This is a genomic window from Pseudomonas sp. ANT_H12B (assembly GCF_008369325.1).
In the GTDB taxonomy this organism is placed as follows: domain Bacteria; phylum Pseudomonadota; class Gammaproteobacteria; order Pseudomonadales; family Pseudomonadaceae; genus Aquipseudomonas.
In genome coordinates this window covers 261,206-275,179 of sequence record NZ_VOBI01000005.1, presented here as the reverse complement: position 1 = coordinate 275,179, position 13,974 = coordinate 261,206, and the positions used below count along the sequence as shown (strand labels likewise).

The following is a 13,974-nucleotide window of genomic DNA, read 5'->3' as shown; positions in this document are numbered from 1 at the left end:
ATACGGAGCGGCCCAGTGGCGGCCAGCCCCAGCATCAATTACCGGCACTTGTAGGCAGAAGACCAAGAAAACCGAGGAAAATGCCCACAACGTGACTGGAAAAGTCATTGCGCTCGGTTAACATGCGCGCCAATTGCTCGCTATCAAGGATGTGTCGTGTCGTTTGGCTCTCCATCATCTCGCTCGCCGCTGGTTCTGGCTCTGATTTTCAGCCCGCCATTGCTGGCCGACGACTTGTTCCTCGACAGTGAACCACTGCCGCAAGTGCTGACCGCTACGCGACTCAAGCAGTCGCCGGCCGCAGTACCGGGAAGCATGACGGTGATCGACAGCGAACTGATCAACGCCAGTGGTGCCCGGGATATCAGCGAGTTGCTGCGACTGGTGCCGGGGATGATGGTCGGTAACATCAGTGGCAACCAGGCGGCGGTGAACTATCACGGCACCAATGCGACTGAAGCACGGCGCATGCAAGTGCTGATCGATGGCCGCTCGGTGTACCGCGCAGGCTTGTCCACGGTGGACTGGAGTGACATTCCGGTAGCCATGGAAGACATCGAGCGCATCGAGGTTTTCCGCGGACCCAATACTGTCAGCTATGGCGCCAATGCGCTGATGGCGGTGGTCAACATCATCACGCGCAACCCGGCAGACAGCCACGGCACGCGGATGAAAATCACCCGAGGGCAGCGCGGCATCGACGACTTTTACGCCAGCCAGGGCGTGGGTTGGGACGGCGGCGATTTGCGTCTGTCGCTGTCTGGCCAAGAAGACGACGGCTTCGACTCGGACCGCAATGGCGCCGACTACCGCGACAGTCGCCGCTTGAACCGCTTCAACCTCGCCGTCAGCCAGACGCTCAACGAGCAACAGAGCATCGACTGGCAATTGAATGCCAAGAACGGGACCAATCAGCGGCCGTATACCTACCGCCCGGTATTCTCGGGGATTACCGACGCCGGGAACAATTCCGACGTCATCGCCAAGGACTACGCCGGCTCCTTGCGCTGGAACCTCGACATCAATCCCGAGCACAGCCTTTATATCCAGGGCTCGGCCCAGCACTGGGATCGTCAGCAGACCTGGCGCGCCTGCGACGCCGAGGTCTCGTTCAGCCCGGAGTTGACCGAGCTGTGGCAACTCAACCCCAATTACACCGAACGCCTGGCGCGCAACATGGAGCGCTTCACCGGCCCCGGCGCACCGGCAGGCACACCGGCCGAACGGGCGTTGGGCAATCGGGTACTGGACCAATGGAAAAACGGCGCCCGACAAACAATCTGTGGCGACATCGACCAGAGCACCCGAGAGACGCGCTACGACCTCGAATTGCAGGACACCCTCAGCCTGTCCGACAGTCTGCGATTGGTCAGCGGCATGAACTATCGTTACGACCGGGCAGATTCCGAGACCTACTTCAATGGCATCCTCGACGACACTACCTGGCGGGCGTTCGGCCAACTTGAGTGGCGCGCCACCGAGCACTGGTTGCTACAGGGCGGTGCGATGTATGAAGACACGCAATTGATCGGCAGCTCGCTGAGCCCGCGAGTGGCGGTCAATTACCTGATCAACCCGCGTCATGGTCTGCGAGCGGTGTACTCGCAAGCCATCCGTTCACCGGACATGTTCGAGAACAACGTCAACTGGAGCTATCAGGTGACCAACCTGCGGCCCAGCGCCTATGGCCAGACCAGCGCCCGCTATTTTGTCAAGACCCGCGGCCCCGGCGACCTCGAACAGGAACACATGCGCTCCCGGGAACTGGGCTACAACGGTTACTTTGCCGACTGGGGGCTGGCGGTCGATGTGAAGCTGTTCTACGACGAAATCACCGGCATGATCAGCGAACCGCTGCGCAACAATCAGTACATCGCCAGCAACTCAAACCGCTCACGCTTCTCGGGGGCGGAAACCCAGATTGACTGGAGAATCAGCAGCGCCGACCGCCTGCGCCTGACCTATGCCTACGTCGATGCCGAGGCGAGCAACCCGCTGGATGCGCAACAGACCGCACGTAACAGCGGCTCCGCCGGTTGGCTGCGAGACTGGGGCCACGGCTGGAACAGCGCGCTCTTCTACTATGGCGACGACGCCCTCAACGGCTACCGCTTCGAACGGGTCGACACGCGCATCGCAAAACGCATTGGACTGGGCAAGGCCAATCTGGAACTGGCTGGAGTGCTCCAACAACGCCTCGACAATCAACCCACCACTTTCGTCGACAACAACTACGACGAGCGTCAGGTGATTTTCTTCAGCGCGGAGCTGGAATTCTAAGATGCCCAATGGTCCGTCACGGAAGACGCCAATCCTTGGCCACTTGCTCGCCGGGCTGTGCCTGGTGTTTGTCGGGCTGTTGTGTAGCCTGTCAGCACGGGCCGCAGACATTCTGCTGACCGGCGCCGAAGACAGCCCCGGCGCGCAATCCTTCGCCCAGGCCCTGCGCGAGATGCGCCCTGACGACAGCGTGCGTTTCCAGACACTGGCCAACCTGCCGGCGCCAGGCAAATTGACCGGCAGCACCCGTTTGATTCTGCTCGACCTGCCGAGCCTCGACTGGCGCCTGCAAGACTCCCAAGGCCCGGCGACGCTAGTCCTGCGCATCAGCCGTCTGCAAGCCCGCCAGCGATTGGGTGCCGCTCTGCCCTCACACCTCAGCCTGCTCTGGAGCGATCCGCCTCTGGATCGGCAATTGCGCCTGACCCGACTCCTCCTGCCCCATGCCAAACGCGTGGGTGTGCTCTACGACAGCCACAGCGAATTCCTCTTGAAAGAACTGCGCCAGGCCGGCCTGTCCCTGGGCCTTGAGGTGATTACCGAGCGCTGGGAAAACACCAATGACAGCCGTCCGTTGCAGACTCTGCTGAAAAACAGCGACGTGTTGCTGGGCCTGGACGATCCGGACTTGTACAACCCGAAAACCGCGAAGAACCTGCTGCTCAGCAGTTACGCGCGGCAAATGGCGCTGATCGGTCCCAACCCCGGATTCGTCAAGGCTGGCAGCCTGGCCAGCACTTACAGCGATCAGAGTGACTGGCTGGAGATCCTCAACGACATGCTCGACCGGCCGCCGTCGACCTGGCCACGCGCGCATTACCCGCAACACTTCAAAGTCTTGAGTAACCCGCAGGTGGCTCGTTCATTAGGTATTGAACAGATGCCTGATGCGTTTGTCGCAACACAGTTGGCCGCAGGAGAACGCCGCCCATGACCTTCCGTCGTCGTTGGGACATCAACACCCGCACCCAAATCATCAGCCTCGGCCCGGCCCTGTTGCTGACGCTGCTGTTGATCAGCTTCTTCACCTTTGTGCGGATCCAGGACCTGCGCCAGGAGCTCAATCACACCGGTCAGCTGATCGCCAACCAACTGGCGCCGGCGACCGAGTACGGGGTGATCTCGGGCAACAACGAGGTACTCGAAAGTTTGCTCAAGGCCACCCTGGCCACACCCAATGTGCGTTTCCTCGAAGTCCAGGACAGTGCCAACCGGATTCTGGTGTACGTCGAGCAACCGTCGGAAACCCATACCCGCTCGCACCAGGTTGAAGTGTTCCAGGCGCCGGTGCGGCTGCAACGGATCCCGCTGCACAATGATTTTTTCCAGGGCAGCAAAGTCGCCAACGCGGCCCCCGCCGAGGACTATCTGGGTCGGGTGATCGTCGGCCTGTCCAATGATGCGTTCAGCCAACGCCAGCAGGAAATCCTGTTCAAGGCCGGGATCCTGGCGTTGTTCGCGTTGCTGTTTACCTTTCTGGTCGCCCGACGCCTGGCCGGTAGCCTGTCGCAACCGATCCGCGACATTGGCAACGCGGTCAAGGCAATCCAGGACGGCGATTACAAAACCCCGCTGCCGATTGTCGACGACACCGAACTGGGCGCGCTGTCGCAACACATCAACAACCTCGCCGACGGTCTCGAACAAGCCAGTCGCGAACAGCATCAAGCGATGGCGCAGTTGATCCAGACCCGCGAGGAAGCGGAAAAGGCCAATAACGCCAAGTCCGATTTCCTCGCAATGATGAGCCACGAACTGCGCACGCCGATGAATGGCGTGCTGGGCATGCTGCAACTGTTGGAAACCACCGACATGACCGAGGAGCAGGTCGAATACGCGGCGCTCGCCTCGGAGTCCACCGAACACCTGCTCAAGGTCATCAATGACATCCTCGATTTCTCGCGCATCGAGCGTTCGGAACTGGAACTGGAGCACATCCCATTCAACCTGGTGGACTTGATCAGCAGTTGTGCCCAGTCGTTCCAGCACAGCGCCGCGCAACGTGGGCTCGACCTGGCACTATTGATTCCCGACGACATGCGCGTGCTGCAGGTTCAGGGCGACCCGACGCGCATCCGGCAGATTCTGGTGAACCTGGTCGGCAATGCGCTGAAGTTCACCGAGCAGGGCCGCGTCACCATCGAACCGCAGTGGCAGTCGCTGGATCACGAACTGTTGTGGTTCACCTGCACCGTGCGCGACAGCGGGATCGGTATCTCGGCCGAAAGCCTGGAATTGATGTTCAACGCCTTCCAGCAGGCCGACAGTTCTATTTCAAGGCGTTACGGCGGTACCGGGCTGGGTTTGCCGATTGCCCGCACCCTGGCCGAACGAATGGGCGGCACCTTGCGCGCCCAGAGCGAGGAAGGTCGTGGGTCGGTGTTCACCCTGGAAATCCCGCTGGCGCGCTATAAACAGACGTTGCCCGTGCTCGCGCCGCGTGCCCACACCGGCAACGGTGATGGCGAAGGCGAAGGACGCAACGTGCTGCTGGTGGAGGACAATCCGGTCAACCAGACAGTCATCGAAGCAATGTTGCGCAGTCTGGGCTTTACTGTCAGCGTCGCCACCGATGGCGCGCAGGCGGTGCGCAGTGCCGAAAGTCTGATCTACGAAGCGATTCTGATGGACTGCCGACTGCCGATTATCGACGGCTACGAGGCCACCCGGCAGATTCGCCAATTGCCCGGCTGCGCTGACGTGCCGATCATCGCTTTGACCGCCAATGCCTTGCAGGGCGACCGCGAAGCCTGTTTATCGGCGGGAATGAACGATTACCTGGCCAAGCCCTTCAAACGCACAGATCTGCAGCAAATTCTGCAGCGCTGGGTGCAGTAGTGCAGGCCTTTCGGCTATCTGCGACTGGCGTGAAAGGCGAAAGTGCGGCAGTCTTAGGCACCCGAACAGGCCCGAAAAGGGGCTTGAATAATAATTTCAGTGCACAAGTGTACATTCATGTCCTTGGTGCTGTGACTTTCACCACAACGCAATAGTCTATGAGTAGGCTGCTGACTCGAGGCATGAACGCTTCGATCGGCCGGGAAGATTTGCCCCACCTGCCGCATGGGACTATTGAGGAGCTCGCATGACCAAACAAAACGCCTTTACTCGGGAAGACCTGCTGCGCTGCAGTCGCGGTGAGCTGTTCGGCCCAGGTAACGCGCAACTGCCCGCCCCGAACATGCTGATGGTCGATCGCATCACCCATATCAGCGAAGAGGGTGGCAAGTATGGCAAAGGTGAATTGGTCGCCGAGCTGGATATCACTCCGGACCTGTGGTTTTTCGCCTGCCACTTCGAAGGTGATCCGGTGATGCCAGGCTGCCTGGGCCTCGACGCCATGTGGCAACTGGTCGGCTTTTTCCTTGGCTGGCAAGGTCTGCCGGGCCGCGGCCGTGCGCTGGGTTCGGGCGAAGTGAAATTCTTCGGCCAAGTCCTGCCGACCGCCAAGAAAGTGACCTATAACATTCAGATCAAGCGCGTGCTGAAGGGCAAGCTGAACCTGGCCATTGCCGATGGTTCGGTCAGCGTCGACGGCCGCGAGATCTACACCGCCGAAGGCCTTCGGGTCGGCGTTTTCACATCCACTGAAAACTTCTAAGGGTTATCCGCATGCGCCGCGTCGTTATCACTGGTCTGGGCATCGTTTCGTGCCTGGGCAATGACAAAGAGACCGTCTCCGCTAACCTGCGTGCAAGCCGCCCTGGCATCCGGTTCAACCCGGAATATGCCGAAATGGGTCTGCGTAGCCAGGTTTCCGGCTCCATTGACCTTCCCCTCGAAGAGCTGATCGATCGCAAGATCTTTCGCTTCGTCGGCCACGCGGCGGCCTACGCCTACCTGGCCATGAAAGACGCCATCGCAGACTCCGGTCTGACCGATGAGCAAGTCTCCAACCCGCGTACCGGCCTGATCGCCGGTTCCGGTGGCGCCTCCACGCTGAACCAGATGGAAGCGCTGGACATCCTGCGCGAGAAAGGCGTCAAGCGCGTCGGCCCATACCGCGTCACGCGGACCATGAGCAGCACCGTTTCCGCTTGCCTGGCCACGCCGTTCAAGATCAAAGGCCTGAACTACTCCATCGCTTCTGCCTGCGCCACCAGTGCTCACTGCATCGGTACCGCCATGGAACAGATCCAGATGGGCAAGCAGGACATCGTGTTCGCCGGCGGCGGTGAAGAAGAGCATTGGAGCCAATCGTTCCTGTTCGACGCCATGGGCGCTCTGTCCAGCCAGTACAACGAAACCCCGGAAAAAGCTTCCCGTGCCTACGACGCCAAGCGTGACGGTTTCGTCATCGCCGGCGGTGGCGGCATGGTCGTGGTCGAAGAGCTGGAACACGCTCTGGCTCGCGGCGCGAAGATCTACGCGGAAATCGTTGGCTACGGCGCGACCTCCGACGGCTACGACATGGTCGCCCCAAGCGGCGAAGGCGCCATCCGCTGCATGCAGATGGCCATGTCCACCGTTGATTCCCCGATCGACTACCTGAACACCCACGGCACATCGACTCCGGTCGGCGACGTCGCGGAAATGAAAGGTGTGCGTGAAGTGTTCGGCGACAAGGCGCCGGCCATCAGCTCCACCAAGAGCCTGTCGGGTCACTCCCTGGGCGCCGCCGGCGTTCACGAAGCGATCTACTGCATGCTGATGATGGAAGGCAACTTCATGGCGGGTTCCGCCAACATCGACGAACTGGACCCGGAAGTGGCTGACATGCCGATCCTGACCAAGACTCGCGAAGACGCCACCATCAACACTGTGATGAGCAACAGCTTCGGTTTCGGTGGCACTAACGCTACCTTGGTACTGAAGCGCTGGGCCGGTAAGTAATACCCGCCCTTTTACGCTGCACACAAAAACGCCCCGATTGGTTCGGGGCGTTTTTTTGTGCCTTGAAAATGACCGCTCCGCCGCTCTCCTGTAATTGAATGGACTCGCCCTCGCTGTCGATGGCTGTTTAGACTGCCACCGTGGCGCATTGACGCCTCGGCCTGGGCGAGTCCATCCAATTACAAGTCGTGCGTAGCCTGCGGTTCTGGTCGTCGCGAACATGAAGCTTTTGTCATAAAACTCAGCGGCCTGCGACCGAATGCCGCGTATTTGGCGGGCTGCAGGACTTTTGCTGTTTTCGCAAAAATTCGCTACCGAACTCAGTCGTTTACTTAGCAAGCTAACCAATCATATAACAGAGTCCTGCACACGCCTTGCTGCAGATAACAGAGATTGGAGCTAGCAGATGACTGTAAAAGTAACTGAACGCGACGATTCACATAAATCCCACGAAGGCATCGCCGCCGGTATCCGTATCTGGGATGTACATCAACAAGACATGCTGGTGGGGATATTCCACTCCGAGACCGATGCCCACAGCTACAAGGCCGAACTGGAAAAACTGGAGCAGCAACGCGAACTGCGTTCCGCCTAGGCGTGGAGCCCAGGCGCAAAGCGTAAGCAATTACAGCATTGAAAACGACAAACCCCGCCATGTGCGGGGTTTGTCGTTGTTAAAGCCCTATGGGCTTACCACATCAGATCGTCAGGGATCTGATAGGCCGCGTACGGATCGTCCTCGGCAGCGACTTCTTCGGTCTTCACATTCAATTGCACAATGCGCTGCGGGTCGCGCTCCTGGATCTTCAGGGCCGCTTCACGCGGGATCACTTCGTAGCCGCCGGCGTGGTGCACGATCGCCAGGAATCCATTGCTGAGCTGGTTGCGCATCAGCGTGTTGACGGAAATGCGCTTGACCTTCTTGTCATCAACGAAGTTGTAGTAATCCTCGGTGGTCAGCTTCGGCAGGCGCGAGACTTCGATCAATTGCTTGACCTGTGCGGCGCGGGCCTTCGCCTCAGCCTTCTCTTGTTGCTGACGGTTCAGCGCCTGGTCGCGCTTGACCTTCTCGGCCATGGCTTCCTGGGCGGCGCGCTGCTGCGAGTCATCAAGTTCGATCTGACCTTTGTGGGCCAGGCGTTGCTGCTTCTGCTTCTCTTTGCCGACCTGTTTGGCCTGCTTTTGGTTGACCAGCCCTGCTTTGAGCAACTGGTCGCGAAGGGAAATGCTCATGGTGCTTATTTCTCACTTAGGCAACTGCTCAACCGCAGCTGGGCAAATTCTTTTCCTGACGTTTGGCTTCGCCCCACAGGGCGTCCAACTCTTCGAGGGTGCAATCTTCTATGGGACGGTGGGTGTCGCGCAATGCCTGTTCGATAAAACGGAAGCGTCTTTCGAATTTGTTGTTGGCGCCTCGCAAGGCGGTTTCCGGATCGACCTTCAGATGCCGCGCCAGATTGACCACGGAAAACAGCAGGTCGCCGACTTCATCGGCAATCGCTGCCGAGTCGTTGTCGGCCATGGCTTCGAGTACTTCATCAAGTTCTTCACGGACCTTGTCCAGCACCGGCAAGGCGTCCGGCCAGTCGAAACCGACCTGCCCTGCGCGCTTCTGCAGTTTCGCCGATCGGGACAATGCCGGCAGAGCGGCGGGCACGTCGTCGAGCAAGGACAACTGCTGCGGCGCGGATGATTTCTCGGCGCGCTCCTCGGCCTTGATCTCTTCCCAGCGCTGCTTGACCTGTTCTTCATTCAGCCGGGGAACATCCAGCGGCGCGTAAAGATCACCGGCAGGGAACACGTGCGGATGACGGCGGATCAACTTGCGGGTGATGCTGTCGATGACACCTGCGAATTCGAAGCGCCCTTCTTCCCGGGCCAGCTGGCTGTAATAAACCACCTGGAACAGCAAATCGCCCAACTCGCCCTGCAAGTGATCGAAGTCGCCGCGCTCGATGGCGTCAGCGACTTCGTAGGCTTCTTCCAGGGTGTGCGGGACGATGGTTTCGTAGGTTTGCTTGATGTCCCACGGGCAACCGTACTTCGGGTCTCGCAGGCAGTTCATCAGGTGCAGCAAGTCTTCAAGGCTGTACATCAATCATGTCTCATCACAAAAACCTGTGGGAGCGAGCCTGCTCGCGATAGCGGACTTGCAGACAACACAGATGTTGACTGAATTACCGCCATCGCGAGCAGGCTCGCTCCCACATTGGTCATCTTTATGGCGTCCGGTTACGGCGGGTTTCGATGATGTTCGGCAACTGGGAAATCCGACCCAACAACCGCCCCAGTGCATCCAGCCCCGGAATCTCGATGGTCAGGGACATCAACGCGGTGTTGTCCTCTTTGTTCGAGCGGGTGTTGACCGCCAGCACATTGATCCGCTCGTTGAGCAGCACTTGCGAAACGTCACGCAGCAGACCGGACCGGTCGTAGGCACGGATGATGATGTCCACCGGATAGGTAAGCACCGGCACCGGGCCCCAGCTGACCTGGATGATCCGCTCCGGCTCGCGCCCGCCCAGTTGCAGCACCGAGGCGCAGTCCTGACGGTGAATGCTTACGCCACGGCCCTGGGTGATGTAACCGACAATCGCATCCCCCGGCAACGGCTGGCAGCAGCCGGCCATCTGGGTCATCAGGTTGCCGACGCCCTGGATCTGGATATCGCCGCGCTTGCCCGGTTTGTAGCCGGTGGCCTTGCGCGGGATCAGTTCCAGCTGCTCATTGCCGCGTTCCGGCTCGACCAGTTGTTGCGCCAGGTTCACCAGTTGCGCCAGGCGCAAATCACCGGCACCGAGTGCGGCGAACATGTCCTCGGCGGTTTTCATGTTGGCCTTTTCGGCCAGCTTGTCGAAATCTACCGCGGGCAGACCGAGGCGAGTGAGTTCACGCTCAAGCAAGGTTTTACCGGCCGCGACGTTTTGATCGCGCGCCTGCAATTTGAACCAGTGAACGATCTTCGCCCGTGCTCGCGAGGTGGTGACGTAACCCAGGTTCGAGTTCAGCCAGTCGCGGCTCGGGGTGCCGTGCTTGCTGGTGATGATCTCGACCTGTTCACCGGTCTGCAGGCTGTAGTTGAGCGGCACGATCCGCCCGTTGATCTTCGCGCCGCGGCAGTTGTGACCGATTTCGGTGTGCACGCGGTAGGCGAAGTCCAGCGGCGTCGCACCCTTCGGCAAGTCGATGGCGTGACCGTCCGGGGTGAAGATGTAGACCCGGTCCGGTTCGATATCGACCCGCAGTTGTTCTGCCAGGCCGCCAATGTCGCCCAGCTCTTCATGCCACTCGAGGACCTGACGCAGCCAGGAGATTTTCTCTTCATAATGGTTGGAGCCGGATTTGACGTCGGTGCCTTTATAGCGCCAGTGCGCGCACACGCCCAGTTCGGCTTCTTCGTGCATCGCGTGGGTGCGGATCTGCACTTCCAGCACCTTGCCCTCAGGCCCGATTACCGCGGTGTGCAGCGAGCGATAGCCGTTCTCTTTGGGGTTGGCTATGTAGTCGTCGAATTCTTTCGGGATGTGCCGCCACAAGGTATGGACAATGCCGAGCGCGGTGTAGCAGTCGCGCATTTCCGGCACCAGCACGCGAACGGCGCGCACGTCGTAGATCTGGCTGAACTCCAGACCCTTGCGCTGCATTTTGCGCCAGATCGAATAAATGTGTTTGGCCCGGCCACTGATATCGGCATCGACGCCGGTGGCGGTCAGCTCATTCTTCAACTGGCCCATCACGTCGCTGATGAAGCGCTCGCGATCCAGACGCCGCTCGTGGAGCAACTTGGCGATCTGTTTGTACTGATCGGGCTCAAGATAGCGGAAGGACAAGTCCTCCAGCTCCCACTTGATGTGACCAATACCGAGACGGTGGGCCAGCGGCGCGTAGATGTCGAAGACCTCCCGGGCGACGCGGTTGCGTTTTTCGTCATCGGCGGTTTTCACCGCACGGATCGCACAGGTGCGCTCGGCCAGTTTGATCAGTGCGACGCGCACGTCGTCAACCATGGCCACCAGCATCTTGCGCAGGTTTTCCACCTGGCCCTGAGTGCCCAGCACCAGGGATTGACGGGGGCTGAGGCTGGCGCTGATCGCCGCCATGCGCAGCACGCCGTCGATGAGCTTGGCGACCACCGGACCGAAGCGCTGGCTGACCGCCGGCAGTTCAATCTGGCCTTCGCGCACGCCGCGGTACAAGATCGCGGCGACCAACGAATCCTGATCGAGTTTGAGGTCGGCGAGAATCTCGGCGATCTCAAGGCCCGTACGGAAACTCGAGGTCCCTTCGGACCATAGATTTTTCGCCGCATTGGCCTGTTGCTCAGACGCACGAGCGAACTCGCACGCTTCCTTCAAGGCTTCGCGATCCAGCGCCGGATCGACACTGACCGCGTGATCGAGCCAAGCCTCGAGATTGATACTGCCGTCGGTGTTGATCGGCTGGTGTGCTCTCACCTGTACCATCTTGCTTACCTTCCCTACGACGCAGATTCAATGCGTCAAAATCGCTGACCTTGCGTTGCCCGTGAGCCCGCGTAGGGCTGGTGCGCGGCTGCACGGGCGGGCCAGTCGGACCAGACGAGCCTTCCTAGCTCGCTTCAAATAACGCCATGGCCTCGACATGTGCCGTCTGAGGAAACATATCGAGAATCCCGGCACGTTTTAACCGGTAGCCCTGCTTGATCAATTCGACTGTGTCGCGCGCCAGAGTTGCAGGGTTGCACGACACATACACCAACCGTTCGGCACCCAGAGCCTTGAGCTTGCGCACAACCTCATAAGCACCATCACGCGGTGGGTCCAAGAGTACCGCACAAAAGCCTTCGCGGGCCCATTCGGCGTCAGCCAAAGGCTGGGATAAATCGGCCTGAAAAAATTTCGCATTATGAAGATTGTTGCTAGCAGCATTCGCGGCTGCCCGCTCGACCATCGCCTGCACACCTTCCACCGCCACCACTTCGCGAACGGCCTTGGCCAGCGGCAACGCAAAGTTGCCCAAACCACAGAATAGATCGAGAACGCGTTCATCCGCCGTCGGCTTCAGCCACTCCAACGCCTGAGCGATCATCGCTTCGTTGACCGAGGCGTTGACCTGGATGAAATCTCCCGGTCGGTACGCCAGGTCCAAATCCCACTGTTCAAGTCGATAACCCAACGACTGGTCAGTCTCGACCGGTTGCGGTTCCCCGTCGCCGTGCAGCCACAGCTGGGCTTCATGGAAGGCGCAAAAATCCTTGAGGATTGTCATGTCGGCGTCGGACAGCGGCGCCATGTGCCGCAGCAATACCGCCAACGACGAACCGCTGAACAATTCCACATGCCCCAGCGCCTGAGGTTTGCTCAAGCGACGCAACATCTCCGGCAAGCGGGTCATGATCGGTTGCAAGGGCTGTACCAGCACCATGCATTCGTTGATCGCAACGATGTCCTGACTGCCCGCTGCGCGGAAGCCGACTTCGAGCTTTTTCGCCTTCATGTCCCAGCGCACCGCCACTCGGGCTCGACGTCGGTAACCGAATTCCGGACCGCTCAACGGCGCTGCCCACTCCTGCGGTTCGACACCGGCGACCTTCGACAGTTGCTCGGCGAGCATGCGCTGTTTCAGGGCAAGTTGTTCGGTGTGATGCAGGTGCTGCACGCTGCAACCGCCACAGCGGCCGGCATGCGGGCACGGCGCCGGGCGGCGCAATTCGCTGGCCTGAAAGACGCGTTCGGTACGCGCCTCGACCACTTTGCCGTGAGCGCCCAATACACGCGCCTCGACTTCTTCACCGGCCAATGCGCCGATGACGAACCAGGTGCGGCCTTCGAAAAACGCGATACCGCGACCGTCATTTGCCAGACGCTCGATGGTCAGGCGCTGCTTTTTGCCGGTCGGAATTTGCGGGGCCTTGCTGCCGCCGGTGGGCTGGAAGCGCAGGCCTCTCTCTTGCTTTGCCATCAGTTGGGCGCGTCGAAAATGCCGGTCGACAAGTAACGGTCGCCACGGTCGCAGATGATCGCGACGATCACCGCGTTTTCAACTTCTTTGGACAGACGCAGCATCCCGGCCACGGCACCGCCCGACGATACGCCGCAGAAGATGCCTTCTTCGCGGGCCAGACGACGGGTCACGTCCTCGGCTTCGCTTTGCGCCATGTCGATGATCCGGTCCACGCGATCAGCCTGATAAATCTTCGGCAGGTATTCCTGGGGCCAGCGACGGATACCCGGAATCGCCGAGCCTTCCATCGGTTGCAGGCCGATGATCTGCACGCTCTCGTTCTGCTCTTTCAAGTAACGCGAGACGCCCATGATGGTACCGGTGGTGCCCATGGAACTGACGAAATGGGTGATGGTGCCCTCGGTCTGACGCCAGATTTCCGGGCCGGTGGTGGTGTAGTGCGCCTCAGGGTTGTCGCCGTTGGCGAACTGATCCAGCACCTTGCCACGGCCTTCGGCCTGCATCCGGTCGGCGAGGTCGCGGGCGCCTTCCATGCCCTCTTCCTGAGTGACCAGAATCAGCTCGGCGCCATAGGCGGTCATCGCCGCCTTGCGCTCGGCGCTGGAGCTGTCGGGCATGATCAGGATCATCTTGTAACCCTTGATCGCGGCAGCCATGGCCAGGGCAATCCCGGTGTTACCCGAGGTCGCTTCGATCAGCGTATCGCCGGCATGGATCTGCCCGCGCAGTTCGGCGCGAGTGATCATCGACAGCGCCGGACGGTCCTTGACCGAACCCGCCGGGTTATTCCCTTCGAGCTTGAGCAAAAGGGTATTGCTGGTGGCGCCTGGCAGGCGCTGCAAACGAACCAGCGGAGTGTTGCCGACGCAATCGGCGATAGTTGGGTACTGCAAGGTCATGGCGTATTCGCAATCCAGA

The 13,974-nt window shown here is 60.2% G+C and carries 11 protein-coding genes; 6 read left to right on the top strand and 5 right to left on the bottom strand.

The genetic code is table 11. From position 1 onward, the window contains the following. Positions 1-156: 156 nt before the first annotated feature. From FQ185_RS10870 to FQ185_RS10845, 6 genes are all read left to right on the top strand, one after another. Positions 157-2,280 (top strand): TonB-dependent siderophore receptor, encoded by a 2,124-nt coding sequence (locus FQ185_RS10870; RefSeq protein ID WP_149417434.1) that lies wholly within the window; start codon positions 157-159, stop codon positions 2,278-2,280. Position 2,281: 1 nt separating this feature from the next. Continuing rightward, positions 2,282-3,214, top strand: a complete 933-nt coding sequence (locus FQ185_RS10865) for an ABC transporter substrate-binding protein (protein ID WP_149417433.1) — start codon at positions 2,282-2,284, stop codon at positions 3,212-3,214. After that, positions 3,211-5,118, top strand: coding sequence for an ATP-binding protein (locus tag FQ185_RS10860; RefSeq protein ID WP_149417432.1), 1,908 nt, complete (start codon positions 3,211-3,213; stop codon positions 5,116-5,118). The genes FQ185_RS10865 and FQ185_RS10860 overlap by 4 nt, the downstream gene beginning before the upstream one ends. A 247-nt stretch (positions 5,119-5,365) precedes the next feature. Continuing rightward, on the top strand, positions 5,366-5,881 hold the full coding sequence (gene fabA / locus FQ185_RS10855; RefSeq protein ID WP_042560484.1) for a 3-hydroxyacyl-[acyl-carrier-protein] dehydratase FabA: 516 nt from the start codon (positions 5,366-5,368) through the stop codon (positions 5,879-5,881). Positions 5,882-5,892: 11 nt separating this feature from the next. Then, positions 5,893-7,113: a beta-ketoacyl-ACP synthase I gene (gene fabB, locus FQ185_RS10850; protein WP_149417431.1), complete on the top strand. Its 1,221-nt coding sequence runs from the start codon at positions 5,893-5,895 to the stop codon at positions 7,111-7,113. Between the two features lie 406 nt (positions 7,114-7,519). Continuing rightward, positions 7,520-7,708 (top strand): hypothetical protein, encoded by a 189-nt coding sequence (locus FQ185_RS10845; RefSeq protein WP_149417430.1) that lies wholly within the window; start codon positions 7,520-7,522, stop codon positions 7,706-7,708. A gap of 95 nt (positions 7,709-7,803) precedes the next feature. On the opposite strand, the gene FQ185_RS10840 is transcribed toward FQ185_RS10845, so the two are convergent. The 5 genes from FQ185_RS10840 to cysM form a co-directional block, all read right to left on the bottom strand. Then, on the bottom strand, positions 7,804-8,346 hold the full coding sequence (locus tag FQ185_RS10840; RefSeq protein WP_149417429.1) for a DUF2058 domain-containing protein: 543 nt from the start codon (positions 8,344-8,346) through the stop codon (positions 7,804-7,806). Between the two features lie 28 nt (positions 8,347-8,374). Beyond that, complete coding sequence (mazG, locus tag FQ185_RS10835; protein WP_149417428.1) at positions 8,375-9,208, bottom strand: nucleoside triphosphate pyrophosphohydrolase; 834 nt, start codon at positions 9,206-9,208, stop codon at positions 8,375-8,377. A gap of 124 nt (positions 9,209-9,332) precedes the next feature. Continuing rightward, positions 9,333-11,576: a GTP diphosphokinase gene (gene relA, locus FQ185_RS10830; RefSeq protein ID WP_149417427.1), complete on the bottom strand. Its 2,244-nt coding sequence runs from the start codon at positions 11,574-11,576 to the stop codon at positions 9,333-9,335. A 124-nt stretch (positions 11,577-11,700) separates the two neighbouring features. Further along, on the bottom strand, positions 11,701-13,053 hold the full coding sequence (gene rlmD / locus FQ185_RS10825) for a 23S rRNA (uracil(1939)-C(5))-methyltransferase RlmD (protein ID WP_149417426.1): 1,353 nt from the start codon (positions 13,051-13,053) through the stop codon (positions 11,701-11,703). Further along, positions 13,053-13,955 (bottom strand): cysteine synthase CysM, encoded by a 903-nt coding sequence (cysM, locus tag FQ185_RS10820; protein WP_149417425.1) that lies wholly within the window; start codon positions 13,953-13,955, stop codon positions 13,053-13,055. The genes rlmD and cysM overlap by 1 nt, the downstream gene beginning before the upstream one ends. Between the last annotated feature and the right edge of the window lie 19 nt (positions 13,956-13,974).